Annotated in this window: 18 protein-coding genes and 2 tRNA genes; 15 read left to right on the top strand and 5 right to left on the bottom strand. The window is 70.1% G+C overall.

Annotated elements, in window-relative coordinates; genetic code table 11:
• Positions 1-8: 8 nt before the first annotated feature.
• The gene (locus E6G06_20080) at positions 9-248 is read right to left on the bottom strand and encodes a hypothetical protein (protein TML86572.1); all 240 of its coding nucleotides are present in this window, start codon (positions 246-248) and stop codon (positions 9-11) included.
• A 129-nt stretch (positions 249-377) separates the two neighbouring features.
• On the opposite strand from E6G06_20080, the gene E6G06_20075 reads away from it, so the two are divergent.
• The 4 genes from E6G06_20075 (at position 378) to E6G06_20060 (ending at position 3,615) form a co-directional block, all read left to right on the top strand.
• Positions 378-450, top strand: a tRNA-Asn gene (locus E6G06_20075).
• 24 nt (positions 451-474) lie between these two features.
• Positions 475-547, top strand: a tRNA-Met gene (locus E6G06_20070).
• A gap of 95 nt (positions 548-642) precedes the next feature.
• Complete coding sequence (locus E6G06_20065; GenBank protein ID TML86571.1) at positions 643-870, top strand: twin-arginine translocase TatA/TatE family subunit; 228 nt, start codon at positions 643-645, stop codon at positions 868-870.
• 153 nt (positions 871-1,023) lie between these two features.
• Entirely contained in the window at positions 1,024-3,615 is a 2,592-nt protein-coding gene (locus E6G06_20060; GenBank protein ID TML86570.1) for a hypothetical protein, read from the top strand.
• Between the two features lie 54 nt (positions 3,616-3,669).
• Here the strand turns inward: E6G06_20060 and E6G06_20055 are convergent, their stop codons facing one another.
• A complete protein-coding gene (locus E6G06_20055; GenBank protein TML86569.1) occupies positions 3,670-4,143 on the bottom strand; it encodes an NUDIX domain-containing protein in 474 nt (157 codons plus the stop codon).
• Between the two features lie 207 nt (positions 4,144-4,350).
• Between E6G06_20055 and E6G06_20050 the strand changes: the two genes are divergently transcribed.
• From E6G06_20050 to E6G06_20040, 3 genes are all read left to right on the top strand, one after another.
• Positions 4,351-4,602, top strand: coding sequence for a PadR family transcriptional regulator (locus E6G06_20050; GenBank protein TML86658.1), 252 nt, complete (start codon positions 4,351-4,353; stop codon positions 4,600-4,602).
• A 2-nt stretch (positions 4,603-4,604) separates the two neighbouring features.
• Positions 4,605-5,204, top strand: a complete 600-nt coding sequence (locus E6G06_20045; protein TML86568.1) for a hypothetical protein — start codon at positions 4,605-4,607, stop codon at positions 5,202-5,204.
• A gap of 105 nt (positions 5,205-5,309) precedes the next feature.
• Entirely contained in the window at positions 5,310-7,139 is a 1,830-nt protein-coding gene (locus E6G06_20040) for a diguanylate cyclase (GenBank protein ID TML86567.1), read from the top strand.
• Between the two features lie 47 nt (positions 7,140-7,186).
• Here E6G06_20040 and E6G06_20035 read toward each other — a convergent pair whose 3' ends face one another.
• Entirely contained in the window at positions 7,187-7,501 is a 315-nt protein-coding gene (locus E6G06_20035; protein ID TML86566.1) for a DUF1508 domain-containing protein, read from the bottom strand.
• A gap of 415 nt (positions 7,502-7,916) precedes the next feature.
• Here E6G06_20035 and E6G06_20030 point away from each other — a divergent pair, with 415 nt between their 5' ends.
• Positions 7,917-8,798: a phosphatase PAP2 family protein gene (locus E6G06_20030; GenBank protein TML86565.1), complete on the top strand. Its 882-nt coding sequence runs from the start codon at positions 7,917-7,919 to the stop codon at positions 8,796-8,798.
• 343 nt (positions 8,799-9,141) lie between these two features.
• A complete protein-coding gene (locus tag E6G06_20025; protein TML86657.1) occupies positions 9,142-9,564 on the top strand; it encodes a GNAT family N-acetyltransferase in 423 nt (140 codons plus the stop codon).
• A gap of 13 nt (positions 9,565-9,577) precedes the next feature.
• On the opposite strand, the gene E6G06_20020 is transcribed toward E6G06_20025, so the two are convergent.
• Positions 9,578-10,867 carry a HAMP domain-containing histidine kinase gene (locus tag E6G06_20020; GenBank protein TML86564.1) on the bottom strand — a complete coding sequence of 430 codons (1,290 nt, stop codon included), beginning with the start codon at positions 10,865-10,867 and terminating at the stop codon, positions 9,578-9,580.
• Positions 10,864-11,691, bottom strand: a complete 828-nt coding sequence (locus E6G06_20015) for a response regulator transcription factor (protein TML86563.1) — start codon at positions 11,689-11,691, stop codon at positions 10,864-10,866. Before E6G06_20015 ends, E6G06_20020 begins: the two co-directional genes overlap by 4 nt.
• Between E6G06_20015 and E6G06_20010 the strand changes: the two genes are divergently transcribed.
• The 6 genes from E6G06_20010 (at position 11,675) to E6G06_19985 (ending at position 18,440) form a co-directional block, all read left to right on the top strand.
• Complete coding sequence (locus E6G06_20010) at positions 11,675-12,340, top strand: hypothetical protein (GenBank protein ID TML86562.1); 666 nt, start codon at positions 11,675-11,677, stop codon at positions 12,338-12,340. The two genes, E6G06_20015 and E6G06_20010, sit on opposite strands and share 17 nt — an antisense overlap.
• Positions 12,340-13,002, top strand: coding sequence for an ABC transporter ATP-binding protein (locus E6G06_20005; protein TML86561.1), 663 nt, complete (start codon positions 12,340-12,342; stop codon positions 13,000-13,002). Before E6G06_20010 ends, E6G06_20005 begins: the two co-directional genes overlap by 1 nt.
• On the top strand, positions 12,999-13,682 hold the full coding sequence (locus E6G06_20000) for an ABC transporter ATP-binding protein (protein ID TML86560.1): 684 nt from the start codon (positions 12,999-13,001) through the stop codon (positions 13,680-13,682). The genes E6G06_20005 and E6G06_20000 overlap by 4 nt, the downstream gene beginning before the upstream one ends.
• Complete coding sequence (locus tag E6G06_19995; GenBank protein TML86559.1) at positions 13,670-16,336, top strand: FtsX-like permease family protein; 2,667 nt, start codon at positions 13,670-13,672, stop codon at positions 16,334-16,336. Before E6G06_20000 ends, E6G06_19995 begins: the two co-directional genes overlap by 13 nt.
• Before the next feature lie 63 nt (positions 16,337-16,399).
• Positions 16,400-17,077: a response regulator transcription factor gene (locus E6G06_19990; GenBank protein ID TML86558.1), complete on the top strand. Its 678-nt coding sequence runs from the start codon at positions 16,400-16,402 to the stop codon at positions 17,075-17,077.
• A 16-nt stretch (positions 17,078-17,093) separates the two neighbouring features.
• Positions 17,094-18,440, top strand: coding sequence for a HAMP domain-containing protein (locus E6G06_19985; GenBank protein ID TML86557.1), 1,347 nt, complete (start codon positions 17,094-17,096; stop codon positions 18,438-18,440).
• Positions 18,441-18,654: the final 214 nt, after the last annotated feature.

The raw sequence follows: 18,654 nt of genomic DNA, 5'->3' as shown, positions 1-18,654 counted from the left end.
CGATCGGCTCAGCTCGTCGGGCCGGGTGAGCTCGAGCCGTTTCCGATCTTGCTCTCGACTGCGTCCCGGGCCCGCTCGACACCGAGGTCGACGACCGCCTTCGCCTTACCCGTGGCCGTCTCGTACGCCGCGGTGCGCCGGACCCTCATGAGCGTGCGGTGGATCTGCTCGTAGCGCTCCCGGCCCGCCATCGTGCCGAGGTAGTAGCCGGCCGCGAACCCGAGCAGTAGCCCTAGTCGGAATCTCATGGGCCCTGTCATACCCCCTGGGCACGACCATGACCAAGGGTTACCCGAAGAAAGCTGCCGAAGAGGAACATCAGCGCCTCCACGGAGCGCGCTGGCCCCCGCACCTGCGCTGTTATCGTGCGCTGTCAGTCCGGGGTAGCTCAATCGGCAGAGCGACGGCCTGTTAAGCCGCTGGTTGCGAGTTCGAGTCTCGCCCCCGGAGCTGCCACTACCGTTCCTCCGTTGCGGGCCCGTAGCTCAGTGGTCAGAGCGGGGGACTCATAATCCTCTGGTCGGAGGTTCGATCCCTCCCGGGCCCACTCCCGGCGCGCTCGGCGCCTGGCGCGCGATAGTGAAATCGCCGCGGGGCGTTATCCTGGGTGTCGTGGACCTGGGACCTCCGGAGCTGCTCATCGTGCTCGCCTTGGCGCTCTTGATGTTCGGGAGCAAGAAGCTCCCCGAACTCGCCCGGTCGCTCGGGTCGGCCAAGCGGGAGTTCGCGAAGGGAGTTCGTGAAGAAAGCGAAACGCCGGCGCCTTCACCGGATCCAGAGGAAAAGATCACGATGACCCGCGCCGAGCTCGATCGGCTCATCGCAGCGCGGGAGTCGCAGTCCCGCAACGACCCCTCGTCTCCGACCTGACCCTCGTCGCGGGCTGACTCGAACGAACGGTGTCTCGTGGGTGCGACCCGCGAATCACGGCACCAGTTGAATCGTCCCTCCCTGCCCTTCCGCTGCCGCCGCACTTGAGCGGCCGTACGGTGACAACATTGGCTTGGGCTGGGTGAGGGGGACGTGACGGTGGCCCGGGGTGGACGCAAGCGGACGGTGAGGGCCCTGGCGGCGGTCGCCATCGTCCTGATGGGCGTGTTTCCGGCGACGGTCCTGGGAGACGCGCAGCGGGTGCGACCGGCGAGCGCAGCCGACGACGTCGTCGACTGCGGCGCGGTGCCCCATCCCAAGTGCAACATCGTGCAGATCCTCACGGACGACCAGACGATGGGCACCCTCGCCGATCTGCTCGATCCGGTCGGCAAGCCCGCCACCGGTTCCTTCGCCAGCTTGCCCGGTCTCGCGGCGATCTCGGGGATGCCCTACCTGGGCAGCCGTCCCGACGGCTCGTGGGTGGAGTTCAAGAACAACTACATCAACACCTCGCTGTGCTGCCCCGCTCGGGCCAGCTTCCTCACCGGTGAGTACAACCACCACAACGGTGTCACCAACAACAAGCAGGGCTTCGTGCTCGACGACACGCTCACGGTGAACAACTGGCTGCACGGCGCGGGCTACAAGACCGGGCTGATCGGCAAGTACCTCAACCTCTACCCGTTCGGCCGCACCCAGTTGATCGGCGGCGTCGCCAAGCCCTACGTGCCCCCCAACTGGGACCGATGGCTCGCGTTCCAATCCGACGAGAACGCCCCCGGAGACAACCGGTACTACAACTACACGCTGATCGATCAGGATCACAACGTGGTGAGCCGTTCGTGCCCCGACGCCCCCCCGCTGGCCCGCGACGACCCGAACAACTGCTACTCCACCGACGTGCTCGCAACGGCCGCGGTCGACTTCGTCAACTTCGCGCCCAGCGGCCCGCACAACTCGGCCCTGCAGAGCTGCACCGTGGCGAACGGCGAGGCCTGCCCCCCGTCACCCGTGCCCGCCTCGCGCCACATCCCCGAGACCCCACCGCCGACGCTGCCCGAGTCGCCGAACTTCAACGAGGGCGGCAATCCCGACGGGTCGAGGAACACCGACTCCTACGACAAGCCGCAGTGGCTCGACTCGCTCCCGCCGCTCGTGAAGCGCAACGCGTTCCAGCAGGTCACCAGCAACACGCCCGGACTCAACCCGCAGGTGGGCGAGTACGACGCCGACCGGGTCCGCGTGAACGCACAACTCACGCTCAAGTCGCTCGACGAGGCCGTCCAGGAGCTGGTGGCCGCGCTCAAGGCGCAGCAGGTCTTCAACCGCACGATCATCGTGTTCACGAGCGACAACGGCTACGCCTACGGGTCCCACAAGCTGGGCCAGAGCGAGCCGACGCGCAAGGACTGCCAGTACGAGGAGTGCTCCCATGTTCCTCTTCTCATCCGATACCCGGGCGGCCCGAATCGCACCGAGAACCGCCTGACCAGCAATGTCGACCTGGCCCCGACCTACGCGCGCTTCGCCGGCGTCCTCGACGCCTTCAAGGACCGCGGTCGCGACGGCGCCAACCTCTACCAGCTCATCGTGGGCAGCTCCGCCCCCAGCTGGCGCAAGCAGGTGCTCATCGAGTCGCGGTTCAACAACGTGGGAGGCCCGTACGCGACCGAGCGCCGCTACTGGGGACTGCGCACGCTCGACTACCCCTCGGCCGGCCAGTCGTGGAAGTACGTCGAGACCGACATCAAGGACCCGCTGACGTTTCCCAATCCCAACTACGTGCAGAAGGAGCTCTACAACCTCGTCACCGATCCCTACGAGCTCAACAACCTGTGCCAGCAGTCCGGCGCGCAACCGCCCCAGCCACCCAACTGCCCGAGTGTCGCCACCGACCTGGCCGCACGCCTCGCCGCGTTGCGCGACGGCAAGCGCTCGCTCGCGATCGGCGATGCGGCCGTCTACGAGGGCGACAAGGGCAACACGCCTTCGGTCTCCTCGCCGGTGAAGCCGATCGCCCATTTCACGGTGACGATGTCGGAACCGAGTGAGAAGGAGGTGCGGGTCAACTACGGCAGCGCCAACGGCACGGCCACCGGAGGGTCCGATTTCAACCACGTCCTCGGCACGCTCGTCTTCGCCCCGGGCGAGACGTCGAAGTCCGTCGACGTCACGGTGCTCGGCGACACCATCGCGGAGCCGGACGAGACCTTCTCGGTCACGCTCAGCGGCTCGACCGGCCCACCCATCTCACATGGCGTGGGCACCGGCATCATCATCGACGACGACAGCGCACCGCCGGGCATCCACGTGGGTGTGGGTGGTGCCATGGTCTGGGAGGGTGACTTCGAGGGCCACCTCGCCGACGGAACGGGCACCGGCGCGGTCGCCAACGTCACGGTGACGCTCTCGAAGACGATCGCGACACCGCCGGGGTCCACCGTCACGGTCGACTACCAGGTGGGGGCGCCGGGCGACACGGCCATTCCCTCGGCCAACTACATCCTGCCGAACGGTTTCGGGATCGGAACAGTGACGTTCGCGCCCGGCCAGTCCAGCGCCACCATTCCCATTCGCATCCTGCCGGGCACTCGTCCCGGCGACGGCGACAAGTTCTTCACGGTGATGCTCACAAGGGCGTGCACGAGCGGAGGGTCGTGCGGGTCGTGCTCGGGCACGTCGTGCAACCCGAAGATCACACGCGACACCGGCCGCGTGACGATCCGCAACGACGACGGATAGGTCGCTTTCCGCGCCCCTCGACGCACGGCCTGGCCGGTTCCAACGCCACCGCCGTCACTCAGGACTCGGCTCGAGCCACCCCAGCTCCTCGAACGTGGCTTCGGCGAACGGACCCAGGTCGACAGTCGGCAAGTCCTCGGGCCGGAACCAGTCGAGGTCGATGGTCTCGCCGCCGTCCGGACGTTCGTTTCCGCCGGTAACGCGCGCGTCGTACACCACCGACACGTACGCCGTCTCGTCGCCGTTCGGATACGTCACCCGAAACTTCTTGCCTCCAAGAGCGGCAATCAGTCCCGTCAAATCAACACGCAATCCGGTTTCTTCCTCGGTCTCGCGGACCGCGGCGTCTCCGGGCCGCTCGTCGACTTCGACTGCACCGCCGACGAGGCCCCACGATCCCGAGTCTGAATGGCGCACCAGCAGGACTCGGCCTTCGCCGTCACGCACGAGCACGCTCACGGATGGCATCAGCAGCAGATCTCGTCCGATCCGCTGCCGGAGTCGTCGCACATAGTCGGGCATAGCCATGGGAAGACGCTACGAGACGATCTCGTGTTAGCTCGTCCACCCGGCCAAACGCCGGAGCGCAGTTACTCTATCGATTGACACTATATCGTCCAGTGATAGAGTGGCGTGGTGGCCGGTCCCGACCCCGAATCCTTCCTTCCTCTACCGCAGGCTCAGTTCCACGTGTTGGTCGCGCTCACGGAAGGCGACAAGCATGGCTACGCGATCATGCAGGCCGTCGAGCGTTCCTCCAACGGGGTCGTACGCATGGGCCCGGCAACGCTGTACGGGACGCTCAAGCGACTCGTCGACCATGGGCTGGCCGACGAGCTTCCCGGCAGACCCGCACCCGGCGACGACCAGCGGCGGCGCTACTACCGGCTGAGCGGGCTCGGGCGGCAGGTCTGCGCCGCCGAGGCCGACCGACTTGCAGGCCTCGTGCGCATGACGCGTCGCAACCTCCGCCCGCGGATGACCTGACCATGTCCGCTCGGCATCCGCTCTACCGCTCGCTGCTGCGCCTCTACCCGAAGGACTTCCGGACGGTCTACGGCGAGGATCTCCTGCAGCACTTCGGCGACCTCGTGACCCACATGGGCGCACCTGCCGCATGGGCCCGCACCGGCATCGACTTCGTCGTCACCGTTCCTCGCTACCAACTGGAGACCATCATGACCGAACGAGACAGCGACAGGGCCCTGTACATCACGCTCACGGTGTTCACCGCCGGCGGTGCCCTCAGCTTCCTCGCCGGATTCGGACCCGGGATCGTCCTGCTCGTAGCCGCGATACTCGTCGCCATCGCGCAACGCGGCACACTGGCGCGCTCGATCCGCACACCCGACGCGAGTCGTCGCCGCCGGCGACTCACCATCGCGGCCGCCCTCGCCGTCATCTGCGCCGCCTCGATGGTCAGCTACGCCCGTGCCATCAGCCGCCCTCACGTGAGCGGCACCAGCTTGATCCTCCACAACGCGATCGGGGTTCCCGCCCTGATCGGAGCGATCGTCTACCTCATCGCCGGGTTGTTCACACCCAAGGCGCCCGCCGCCGGGCCCGGAACCGTGTCTCGCGTCCTCTGATTCGCTCCGCTCGGGGCCGCCGCGCGTCGGAGCGACGGCTCCTGTCAACTTCACCCTTCCGCGTGACGATGGAGAGAGGGGAACAACGTCCCCGATCCGAAACTCATGCGCTCCCTTCGTCGACCCGTTCTCCGCCTACGCGTCGCCCACCGCTTCGGGGTGGTGCTGGCGGGGCTACTCATCGTTATGGCTGTCGTCGCCGCCGTCGCCACCATCGGCGTGCGGCGGGTGAACGACCGCGCCATAGAAATTGATCACGAGCTGAGCACGACGGACATGGTGAGCTCTCTCGCCCTTCGGCTGGCCGACACGGAGCAGGCGCTCCTGCGGGTGATCTCCGCGAACAGCCCCGAGCGCCGGGGCGAGCTCGAGGCCGGGCTCGACGCCAACGGCCTCCGCGTGGCGTCCTTGATCGCCGAACTACGCGCCGCCGTCGCCAGCGACTCCCGCGCCGAGCGAGCTGCTGTGGACGACATCGAGACACAGTGGCGGGCGTTCCTCGAGCTACGGCGACGTGCCGAGTTCGACGCCACCGACTACGGGCCAGAGGCGGCGGCGAGGGACGAAAAGCTCGCCGACGACGTGTCGCACGTTTTCGCTCCGGCGAGGGCCTTGACCGAGAAGGTGTTGGACAACGAGGTGGCTGACGCCGCCAAATCCAGAAAGGCAGCTCAGCACACCTACCGGTTCACGCGGTTCTCGCTCTTCGGTCTCGTCGGCGGCGCCGTCCTGGTCGCAGCCGGGTTGCTTTCCTGGCTGATCCGCAGCGTGGTGCCCCGGGTGCGCGCGTATGCCCGGTACGCAGTCGACGTTGCCGAGGGGCGGCTGTCGGAGCGTCTCGAGGTCGAGGGGTCGGACGAGTTGGCCGACCTCGGGCACGCGTTGGACACGATGGTCCGCGACCAGCTTCGCGCACGAGATCACGACCAGGCTCAGAGCGCGTTCAGCCACGCGCTCCAGACCGCCGAGAACGAAGGCGACGCGCACGAGCTGATTCGGCGTCACCTGCAGCGTTCGATCGCCGGCGTCTCCGTCGTCGTGCTCAACCGAAACAACAGCGCCGATCGTCTCCAGGCGATGACCGACGTGCCGGAGGGCTCCCCACTCCAGCACTCGCTCGCCGGAGCCGCCCCCCGTTCGTGTCTCGCCGTACGTTTCGGGCAGGCGCAGGACCAGGGCGCGGGTTGTGACCCACTCGTCAGCTGTGAGCTGTGCCAAACGACCGAAGGTGCATCGCTCTGCGAGCCGCTCCTCGTGGGCGGTGAGGTGATCGGGTCGATCGTCATCGAGCGCCTGACGCCGATCGATGCCGATGCCCGGCGCACGATTCGCCAGAGCGTCACTCAAGCCGCTCCTGTCCTTGCGTTGTCCGAGTTCCGCGCCAACAACGACGCGCTCACGGGCCTACCGAACAGGCGCGCGACGGAAGAGACCACCAAGCGGATGGTGGCATTGGCGAGCCGGACCGCCACACCGCTCGCCCTCGGCATGCTCGATCTGGACCACTTCAAGCAGATCAACGACACGTATGGTCACGACGTGGGCGATGACGCCCTCGCGGCAGCCGCCGTCGCAATAAGGCACAGGCTGCGCGAGACCGACTTCGTCGGTCGCTACGGTGGCGAGGAGTTCGTGGTGCTGCTCCCGGACACCGATCGCGATGGCGCCCGCTCCTTGTTCGAGGCGGTGCGCGAAGCGGTTGGCAAGGCGATCGTCAACGGAGTCGATCGTCCGATCACGGTGAGCGTCGGGGTCGCGGTGATCCCCGACGATGCCGATGACTCCAGCACCTTGCTCCGCATCGCAGACCGGCTCTTGTACAGCGCGAAAGCGAACGGCCGCAATCAGGTGGCGCTCCAAGAGAGGCACCCGGAGAGCGTCGTGCCATCCGTGACTCCAGTCGTCGGCCACGCGAGGGAAGCGGCAGCACGCTGAAAACGGACGTTGCTCCTCGGGAGCTGCGGCCGCCGGCGCCCACCCTGTCATCCCACGACGTCGGGACGGACGACCTGGCCCCGGACCGCCTCGTCGGAGGGAACGACTCCGACATCAGACGCTGGGAGCGCTCGCCGTCTGGGTACGCCCGTCCTGGCCGCGCCACCCACGACGCGGGTGCCCGCCCGGTCCACGAGCTCCGCGAGGGCCGCGTACTTGCGAACGGACTCGATGCCGCGGAGCGCCGAGGCTCGCGACTCGTACGCCTGGCTGGTGGCGATGATCTTGCCGTTGGGGCCGACGAGGTTGAAGCGGAACTTGCCTGTCCTGCCCTTGCGGACCACGAACTTCGCCTTGGCCATCGTGCGCTCTCCTTCGGGTCGGCGTGTACGCGCGCGCGCAACTACGGCCGCACCCACGCCACGGCGCACTGTATTGCCCGGGTCCGCCCCGGCGACCCACCGCTCGCGCGGACATGGGGTCAAAGCCGTAGCTCTCCTCCGGTGTCGCGTCCTGCCCCACTACGGCGATCGCCGCTTGTGACCGCAGCCGCGACGCTGCACACTCACCTCGTCGGGGGTCCGCCTCCCCCGGCATCCCGGCGACCACGCCTCAGGGGCCCCGGTCGCCCGCGTCAGCGAGGACCGTTCGGAACGTTCTCGCTGACGCGCGCCTCAGGGGCTCCTCGCTCTGACCGATGCCGCGTCGCCTGGCTCAGCCCCTCACCGGGAGCCTCGAACCTCAAGCCCGCGGGCGGCCAATCCGAAGACACCAACGATGGCCCCACCCGAGAGCAGCGTCAAAGGCGCATCGGGGAACCCTTCGGGAGGCACCATGGGGAAGACGTCCGGTTCGCTGCTCGAGCCCGCGACTGACGCGCGGGCCGACGATTCCCCGCCGCAGCATCCGATTCGCGCGGCCCTCGCGGTCACGGTCATCGGCTACGTGGTCCTCACGGCTCTGATGCTCGGCATCGGCCTCTTGCTCACGCACGCCTTGAACGGCAGCGTTGGCAGCTGGGACAGGCACGTGAGCGACTACTTCGCTCGTCATCGTACGAGCGGCTTGAACGATCTGACGAAGAGGGCGACATCGGGAGTCAGCAAGTTCGTGCGGGTAGGGCACGCCGACCTGCCCGCGATCATCGTCGCCGCGGTCGTGGTCACCTTCCTCGCTCGCCGTGGGCGTTGGCGGGAGGGAGTCTTGATCGCGATCGCGTTTGCACTCGAGATCACGGTCTTTCTCTCCGTGAAGTTCGTCGTGGCGCGGCCGCGTCCCGACGTGCTCGACCTCAACTCGTCACCGTCGAACACGAGCTTTCCGTCGGGGCACACCGCGGCGGCGACCGTTCTGTTCGTGGGCATCACGATCATCGTGATGTGCTGCACGCGCAACAGGCTGGCTCGGGTGGTGAGCACCGTTGTCGCGTCCGGGGTCGTCGGAATGGTCGGGTTCGCTCGCGTCTATCGCGGGCTTCACTACCTGACCGACGTCCTTGTCGGCGCTCTACTCGGGCTCGGGTGCCTCACGGTCGCCGTGATCGCCGTCCGCGCCGCGAGCCGCCGACAGGCTCGTGCCGGCGAAGCGAGCGCACGGCAGGGCGCTCACGTCGACCGCGGAGACGACGACCGCATCGACGCCGGTGTAGCAGCGAGCTGATCGACGACCGGCACCCCGCGAAACGGCAAGCGACAGGGTTGGAAACGGCAGGTGACGGGCGACGCAACAAGGAGCGTCCGCGCTTGTCCAGGCCCGATCGCCCGTTCACACTTCAACCGTCGGGGGCGGCCGCCCCGCCCACCCTCGACCACAGGCGGCAGGGCCTGAGCCCGCCACCTGGCCGCCCGCACCGGCGAGACGCGTTCCCGTCTCGCCGATGCGCGCCTGTGCTCGAGCGTGCGGTCGCAACGCGTAGATTTCGCGGGTGGGCGAGTACGTCGTCGGACCTGACCATCCCGAGTCCACGGACGTGCAGGCCCTCCTCGAGGTCCACCGGGTCGTCATGCAGCACCACGGCCCGCCTGAGGATGTGCATGCGCTCGACGTCACGGGGCTGCTCGCAGAGAACGTGTCGTTCTACAGCATCCGTGTGAACGGCGCACTGCTTGGGATCGGAGCGCTGAAGCAGCTCGACGCAGTCCACGCGGAGCTCAAGTCGATGCACACCGCGGAGGCGGCGCGAGGAAGGGGCGTCGGCCGGGCGATGCTCGACCACCTCATCGGCACCGCTCGCGCTCGCGGCTGCAGCCGGGTCAGTCTCGAGACGGGGTCGATGGCGGCGTTCGCCCCCGCTCGATCTCTGTACGCATCTGCGGGGTTCGAGATCTGTGAGCCTTTCGGCGAGTACGGACCGAGCCCGAACAGTGTCTGCATGACGCTCCGGCTGGACGCGCGAGACCGAAGGAACCGCCCGGGATCGTCGTGAGCGTGACCCCGCGTCAGTCTTCGGGGGCGGGCAGGAGGAGGGTGAACCGGGGCCCCGGTCCCGCCCGGCTGAGCGTCAGCCGGCCGCCCTCCGCCTCTGTGAGCGAGCGCGCCAGCGCCAGGCCGATGCCCCGCCCCGTGGCCGACGCGGGGCGCCGACGGAACACGTCGTTTGCGTCGGTGGGGGGACCCGGGCCCTCGTCGGACACCTCGATCGCGATCGATCGCGGCGCATGGCGGGCCCGGACCGTCACGGTGCCGCGGCCGTGCTGGAGGGCGTTGCCGATGAGGACGTCGAGCACCTGGTTGATCGCGGGGGCGGAGGCTCGCACCGCCGGCAGCTCCGCGCCGGCGTCGATCCGAAGCGGTCGGCCGGCCGCGGCGAGCGGGCCGTGCCAGCGGTGGTCGGCGTCCGCGAGCAGCCCGTCGATTCGTATCGGGTCACGGGCGGGGCTCGCGTCGCGGGCGAGCGCGAGGAGGTCCTCGACGGTTGCCTCGAGGCGGTCGATGTCGCCGAGTGCCCTTTCGATCGCAGCGTCCCTGTCCGCCCGCGGGTTGACCAGCGTCGACTCGAGCTGGAGGCGGAGCCCGGTGAGGGGAGTGCGGAGCTGATGAGATGCGTCGGCGCTGAACGTTCGCTCACGCCCCACGAGCGCGCCCAGCCGTTCGGCGGTCGCGTTGAGGGCGGACGCGGCGGCGTCGACCTCGGGGACCCCTGCGGCATCGGCTCGCACCGAGAAGTCGCCGTCGCCGAGCTTGGTGGCGGCAGTCGCGAGGGCCAGCACGGGTCGACCGAGCCGCCGTGCCTGCCAACGCGCCACGAGCGCGGCGAGGGCGATCACCGCGACGGCGAGAAGACCCATCGTGAGCCACCCTCGCCGGACCCGGGCGTTCACCGCACCTTCCGGCACCGCGGCGCGCACCACGGCAAAGATGTGCTCCTCACTCGTCACCGGGGAGGCGACGACGAGCTCGCCTCCGTGGGCCCCGTCGCTGACCGCGCCCTTCAGCGCACGTGCGACCTCGGTGTCGGCGCGGGGCGGCCCGTGGCCCTGCAGCCTGCGACCTCGACGGTCGTAGAGCGCGATGAGCGTCGCGTCGTGCCGCGTCGGGAGCTCGACCGGGTCACCGGTCGTCTCGAAGGAAGCCGGCACCTCGATGCCGGCGCGCGCGGCCTCGCGCTCCAGCCGGACGACCGCCTCGTTGCGGTACAGCCGTCGTAGGCCGACCGCCAACGGGATGCCGAACAGCACCACCGCGAGGACGGTGACCGTGAGGATGGCGGTCAGGATCCGCCGGCTCATGGGAGCTCCAACCGATAGCCGACGCCGCGCAGCGTCGTGATCGTCGCGTACGCCTCGTCTTGGCCGCCGAGCTTGCGACGCAGCGCGGAGATGTGCATGTCGAGGGTCTTGGTCGGGCCGAACCAGTGCTCGTCCCACACCTCGGCCATGATGCGCCCGCGGGTGACGGCCCGACCCGCCTGCGCCATGAGCAGTGCGAGCAGGTCGAACTCCTTGGCTCGCAGCTCGAGCTCGCGGTCGTCCAGCCAGGCTCGGCGGGCCTCGGGGTCGAGCGTGAGGTGGCCGACGACGAGCCGATCGTGCGACGGCTCGCCGTGTGGACGGCGCAGATGGGCGCGGATCCGAGCGAGCAGCTCCGTGAGCCGGAACGGCTTCGTCACGTAGTCGTCGGCGCCCGCATCGAGGCCGAGCACCACGTCGATCTCGTCGCTGCGAGCGGTGACGATGACGACGGTGGTCGTCGGTCGCCGCGCTCGGATGCGCCGGCAGAGGTTGACGCCGTCGGCGTCGGGGAGGCCGAGGTCCACCAGCGCGAGGTCGGGGCGCTCGCGGTCGGTCGCGATGTCCGCGGCGGCCGCGGTCGTGACCCATGTGACGCGGTAGCCCTGGGCGGCCAGCGCGTCCTCCAGGCTGCGCCCGATGGGCTCGTCGTCCTCGTCCTCCACGACCAGGATGTGAGGTGCGGCCACGGGTCGAGCGTAGACATGACACCAAGATTTGCCGTGCGTTGACCTTCGTCGGCGGGGTCCGATACCTCCGTCTCCGTACCCTCGGGCTCGTGGACGCGCCAACACGGGGAGCACGGGAGTGAGTCGGATCGTCATCGTCGCGGGGCTCGTGGTTCTCGCGCTGATCGCGGGCGCCTGCGGTGGCGGCTCGAAGTCGAGCGCGCCCAAGCCCTCCACCAAGCCGAAGGCCCCGCGCGAAGTCGACAGTGGGTCCACGACCTCGACCACACAGCCGAGCGTGCCCGCCGGAGGTGTCGACCCCAACGCCCCGGAGATCAACCCGGCGGGCGACATCCCCGACAACCAGGTCTTCGTCGCGTACTCGCCGCCGTCGGGCGGGTTCAGCGTGAAGGTGCCCGAGGGTTGGGCCCGCAGCGAGCAGGGCGGGGCCGTCGTCTTCACCGACAACCTCAACAGCATCCGCATGGAGACGGTCAGCGTCGCGAGCGCCCCGACGGTCTCGTCCGCCCAGCAGGGCGAAGTGCCGGCGATCACAGCTGCGGTCGGGAACTTCGCGTCCGGCCGCGTCACCGTGGTGACGCGCAAGGCGGGCCAGGCCGTCCTGATCACCTATCGGGCCGACAGCAACCCCGATGCCGTCACCGGAAAGGTGAGGCGCCTCGACGTCGAGCGCTACGAGTTCTGGCGCAACGGCACGGAGGCGGTCCTCACGCTGTCCGGCCCGCAGGGAGCCGACAACGTCGACCCGTGGCGGATCGTGACCGACTCGTTCGGGTGGAGCTGATGACACCGGTCCTCGAGGCGGATCGACTCTTCCGCTTCTTCCACGTCGGCGAGGAGGAGACGCTGGCGTTGCGCGGGGTGACGCTCGCGGTCGAGCGCGGCGAGCTGGTGGCCGTGACGGGACCGTCCGGCTCCGGCAAGTCGACCCTCCTCGCGTGCCTCGCCGGGCTCGACGAGCCCGACGGCGGCACGGTGAAGGTCACGGGGCAGGTGATGAGCCGACGGCCGGAGCCCGAGCGGGCCGCGCTGCGCGCCCGCGCCATCGGCATGGTGTTCCAGTCAGCGAACCTGTTCGAGCATCTGAGCCTCGACCGGAACCTTGCGCTGTCGCAGTCGCTCGCGGGGCGCCCCGACCGCGAACGACGGGCAGCGTTGCTCGCGGAGCTGAGCCTCGACCACCGCGCCGAGGCCTTCCCGTCCGAGCTCTCGGGCGGCGAGGCGGCGCGCGCCGGGCTGGCCGTCGCCCTGGTGAACGACCCCGCCATCGTCCTTGCCGACGAGCCCACCGGCGAAGTCGACGCGTCCACCGAGGCGGGCGTCCTCACTCTGCTCCGCGAACGCGCCGCGGCCGGCTCGGCGATCGTCGTGGTGACCCACAGCCGCACGGTCTCGGCGGAGGCGGACCGCATCGTAGGACTCATGGACGGAGAGGTCGTGGCGTGACGGCGGAGGTCCTCGTGCGCTGCGATGGTGTCGCGAGGACGTTCGGCACGGGGCCGGGCGCGGTGGTCGCCGTCCACGGCGTCTCCTGCGAGATCGTCGCCCACCAGCTGGTCGCGGTCACCGGTCCCTCGGGGTCGGGCAAGTCGACCCTGCTCCACCTGTTCGCCGGCCTCGACGAGCCCACCGCGGGCCACGTGAGCTGGCCGGGGATCGGTACCCGGACGGAGCTTCGGCCCGGCCCCGTCGCGGTCGTGCTGCAGGGCCCGAGCCTGATGGCACCGCTCGACGTCGTCGAGAACGTGGCGCTCCCGCTCGTCCTCGGGGGCGCGTCTCAGCACGAGGCCGACGCCGTCGCTCGCGGCGCGCTCGCCCGCCTCGGCTTGGAGGCGCTGGCCGCGAAGCTGCCCGAGGAGCTCTCCGGCGGGCAGGCCCAGCGCGTGGCCGTGGCTCGCGCCCTCGCGGGGCGGCCGCGGTTGATCCTGGCCGACGAGCCCACCGGTCAGCTCGACCACGTCAACGGCGCGATCGTGGTCGACGCGCTCCTCGAGGCGGCGCGCCACCTCGACGCGGCCCTGGTCGTCACCACCCACGACGTGCTCGTCGCCGACCGCCTGCCCGAACGCTGGCGCATGCTCGACGGTCGCCTCGATACCCGTGACACCCGCCGATGCTCGGCCTGACGTGGCTGCGCGGCCTCGCCGCGCGTCGACGCGGCCGGCTCCTGGCCACCGCCGCGGGTATCGCCGTCGCAGTCGGGGTTCTCGCGTCGATCGGCTCCTTCCTGTCCGCATCCAAGGCCACGATGACGCGCCGCTCGATTGCCGACGTCTCGGTGGACTGGCAGGTCGAAGCGCAGCCCGGCTTCGATCCCACGGTCGTGCTCGATCGCGTGAGGCGCGCGGCAGGCGTGCGCGCCGCGCTCCCGGTCGGTTTCGCCACGACCACCGGGTTCGAGGCCAGCGCGGGCGGAACCACCCAGACGACGGGGCCGGGCGTCGTGATCGGTCTGCCCGACGGGTACCGCGCCGCGTTCCCCGCGGTGTTCCGCGACCTGACGGGCGCGCGCGCGGGCGTGCTGGTCGCGCAGCAGACCGCAGCCAACCTCCACGCCGCGCCGGGCGACACCGTCACGATCGGCCGTGCCGGGATGGCGCCCGTGCTTGTCCGGGTCGATGGCGTGGTCGACGTGCCCCAGGCCGACTCCTTCTTCCAGAACGTGGGCGCGCCGGTCGGCGCGCAACCACCGGCGCCGCCCGACAACGTGCTGGTGATGCCGGCCGACCAGTGGCATGCGCAGTTCGACCCGCTCGGGGCCCAGCGCCCGGACCTGGTGCACACGCAGGTGCACGCGCGCCTCGGCCACCAGTTGGCGTCCGACCCCTCGGCCGCCTATGCCGCGGTCTCGGGCCGGGCGCGCAACCTCGAGGTGCGGCTGGCGGGCGCCGGGCTGGTGGGCGACAACCTGGCCGCGACCCTCGGCGCGGCCCGCTCCGACGCGCTCTACGCGCAGATGCTCTTCCTGTTCCTCGGGCTTCCCGGCGCAGTGCTGGCCGGGATGCTCACGGCGACGGTCGCGGGCGTCGGCGCGGAGCGACGGCGTAGAGAACAGTCTTTGCTGCGCGCCCGCGGCGCGACCACGACCCAGCTGGTCCGGCTCGGTGTGCTCGAGGCCGCGGTCGTCGGGCTCGTCGGTGCCGCGGCCGGGCTCAGATTGGCGCGGTTGGTCGGGCGACTCGCGTTCGGTACCGGCGCCTTCGGTGCCACCACCGGTGCGGCGATCGGCTGGGCGAGCGGCGCGGCGGTCGCCGGGCTGGCGATCGCGGCAGCGACCGTCGCGGTGCCCGCCTGGCGGGACGCTCGTGAGATCACCGTTGTCGCGGGCCGCCGCAGCGTGGGGCGCGCCACGCGCCGCCCGCGTTGGGCTCGCCTCGGCCTCGACGTGTGGCTGTTGCTGGCGAGTGGCGTGGTGTTCTGGCTCACCGGCCGCGGCGGCTACAAGCTGGTCCTCGCGCCCGAGGGCGTTCCCACCATCTCGGTGAGCTACTGGGCGTTCGCCGGCCCCGCGCTGCTGTGGTCGGGCGCGGCCCTGCTCGCGTGGCGCCTCGCCGACCTGGTCCTCGGGCGGGGCCGGGGCCTGATCCGTCGGAGCGTCCGTCCCCTGGCCGGCAACCTTTGCGGCACGGTGGCGGCTTCCATGTCCCGCCAGCGACGGCTCCTGGCGCGCGCGCTCGTGCTCGTCACCTTGACCGCGTCCTTCGCGTTGTCCACGGCCGTGTTCAACTCGACGTACCGGCAGCAGGCAGACGTCGACGCACGCCTCACCAACGGCGCGGACGTCACGGTCATCGAGTCGCCTGGCGCGCGCGTCGGCCCCGCTGGTGCCGCCCGGTTGGCCAAGGTCGCGGGAGTCGAGCACGTCGAGCCCATCCAACATCGGTTCGCTTACGTCGGCGCCGACCTCCAGGACCTCTACGGCGTGCGCCCCGCGAGCATCGTCGCGGCCACCAAGCTGCAGGACGCCTACTTCGTCGGCGGGACGGCGCGCAAGCTCATCTCGACGCTGAGCGCGCGTCCCGATTCGATCCTCGTCAGCGCCGAGACCGTGCACGACTTCCAGCTCCGTCCCGGCGACCGTCTCATGTTGCGGCTCCAGGACGCCCGCACCAAGCAGCTCCGCGACGTCGTGTTCCACTACGCCGGGGTGGCCAAGGAGTTCCCCACGGCCCCGCGCGATAGCTTCCTCGTCGCTAACGCCGACTACGTGGCCCGCACCACCGGCAGCGACGACGTCGGGTCGTTCCTCGTCGACACCGGCGGTGCATCTCCGCAGGCGGTGGCCGGTCGCATCCGCGCGGTTGTGGGAGCCGAGGCGAAGGTCATCGACATCCGCACGAGCCGGCGCATCATCGGCTCGAGCCTGACCTCGGTCGACCTCGCCGGCCTCACCAAGGTCGAGCTCGGCTTCGCCCTCGTCCTCGCCGCCGCGGCGACGGGCCTGGTGCTCGCGCTGGGCCTGACCGAGCGGCGTCGTATGTTCGTCATCGCCGGCTCCCTGGGCGCGAGATCCCGCCAGCTCGGTGCGTTCATCTGGGCCGAGGCGGCCTTCGTCGCCCTCGGCGGGCTGTTGACCGGCGCCATCGCGGGCTGGGCGCTGGCCGTGATGCTCGTGAAGGTGCTCGCGGGTGTGTTCGACCCGCCGCCGTCGACGCTCGCCGTCCCCTGGCCTTACCTGGGCAGCTTCGTCGCGGTGGCGCTGGTCGCGGTGGTCGTCGCCGCGTACGGAACCCTCACCGCCATCCGCCGGCCCGCGATCGCCCTCGTCCGCGACCTGTGAGCCCTTCGGTGACTTCAGGTGAATCTCAGCGGATGCTCAGCAGTTGCCTGGCACATTGGTGGGATGCGGATCCTCGTCGTGGAAGACGAGAAGCGACTCGCCGGGGCGATCAAGCGGGGCCTGGAAGAGGACGGCTTCGCCGTCGACGTCGCGCTCGACGGCGACGAGGGGCTGTGGCTCGCCAAGGAAGCCGTCTACGACGCCATCGTCCTCGACATCATGCTTCCCGGTCAAAACGGCTTCCAGGTGTGCTCCGCGTTGCGCGACGCGAACATCTGGACCCCCATCCTCATGCTCACGGCGAAGGAAGGCGAGCTCGACCATGCCGAGGCGCTCGACACGGGTGCCGACGACTTCCTCACCAAGCCGTTCAGCTACGTGGTGCTGCTCGCCCACCTGCGCGCGCTGATCCGGCGGGGCAGCGGTGAGCGGCCGACCGTCCTCACGGCCGGTGACCTGCGCCTCGATCCGGCGCAGCACCGTTGCTGGCGCGGCGACACCGAGATCACGCTCACGTCGCGCCAGTTCTCGCTCCTGGAGTATCTGATGCGCCGCGCCGGCGACGTCGTCTCGAAGTCCGAGATCCTCGAGCACGTGTGGGACTACGCGTTCGACGGCGACCTCAACATCGTCGAGGTCTACGTCGGCTACCTGCGCAAGAAGATCGACCTGCCCTTCGGTCGCAAGGCCATCGCGACCATCAGGCTCGTCGGCTACCGCCTCGACCCCGACGGTGGCTAGCCGGCTGTTGAGACGCGTGGGCACCATACGTGCCCGCACCACGATCGCCGCGTGCCTCGTCGTCGCCATCGCACTCTTGGTGAGCGCGATCCTCGTCCTCGCGGTGCTGCGCCGCTCACTTGTCGACAACATCGACGACGCGACTCTGGCGCGGGCAGAGGACGTTGCTGCGGCCGCCCGTCAAGGCAGTCTGCCCCGCACCCCTTCGGCGCCCGGGGAGGAGGACGCCATCGTGCAGGTGATCGACGCGTCGGGTCGGGTCGTGTCGCGGAGCGCAAACCTCGAGGAAAGGGGGCCCATCACAGGGCTCCGGCCGCGCGGCACCCGTCCCGAACGACGCACCATGCATGGCCTGCCGGATCCCCACGACACCACCGACTTCCGCGTCGTCGCCCTGCGGACCTCCAGCTCTGAGGGCCCGCTGATCGTCTACGCGGCCGGCAGTCTCGAGCCGGTGGGCGAGAGCGTCGACGCGGTCAGGCGGATCCTCGTGCTCGGCTTGCCGTTGCTGCTCGTCTTCGTCGGCGGGACCACCTGGGTCGTCGTCGGGCATGCGCTGCGGCCGGTCGAGGCCATCCGCGCCCAGGTCGCCGACTTCTCCTCCCGCGATCTGGCGCGACGGGTGCCCGAGCCGAACATCGACGACGAGGTCGGACGACTGGCGACGACGATGAACGGGATGCTCGACCGCCTCCAGCGGTTCGCGGAGCGTCAACGCGCCTTCGTTGCCGACGCGTCGCACGAGCTCCAGAGCCCGATCGCGTCGAGCCGGGCCGAGCTCGAGGTCGCGGTCGGGCACCCCACGACGACCGACTGGTCGACCACCGCCGCCGACCTGCTCGACGACAACCAACGCATGGAACGCTTGGTGCGCGACCTGCTGTTCCTGGCGCGGGCGGACGACCCCGGCGCGGGAGCCTCTCATGCTCCTGTCGATCTCGACGACGTCGTGCGCACGGAGGTCGAGCGCATCCGAATTCGCGCCCGTTCGCGCATCGTGGCGTCGCCGGTCGCGGCCGTCGAGGTCAGCGGGAGCGCCGACCAGCTCGGCCGCGTCATACGCAACCTGCTCGAGAACGCGGATCGACACGCCGAGTCGCGCGTCACGGTCGAGCTCCACCACTCGGACGGCACCGCAGTCATCGTCGTGGCCGATGACGGCGCCGGCGTCCCCGCGGCCGACCAGGAGCGGATCTTCGAGCGCTTCACCCGGCTGGACGACTCGCGCAGCCGCGCCACCGGGGGCGCGGGTCTCGGTCTGGCCATCGCCAAGGAGATCGTCGAGGCGCACGGCGGTCGCATCCTCGTCGAATCAGGCTCGGGCGGCGCTCGGTTCGTCGTCCGTCTCCCCGCGAACGCATGACGCCCCCGCCGTCCGGGCGGTGGGCCATGATCGGGAGATGACCAACTCCCGCACGATCGCGTTGGGGTTGATCCTGTCGTTGTTCGTCTTCGTCGGCGCGGCCGAACGGGACAGCAGCCAGGAGCCGGCCGGCCGGCTCACCACCCGGGAGTCCGCCGCTGCGCCCCGGCTCGGAGCCGGGCCCGGCCCGAGCATCGACACGACGACGTCGTCG

It is taken from the genome of Actinomycetota bacterium, assembly GCA_005888325.1.
Lineage (GTDB): Bacteria > Actinomycetota > Acidimicrobiia > Acidimicrobiales > AC-14 > AC-14.
This window is presented reverse-complemented; position numbering and strand designations above follow the sequence as displayed.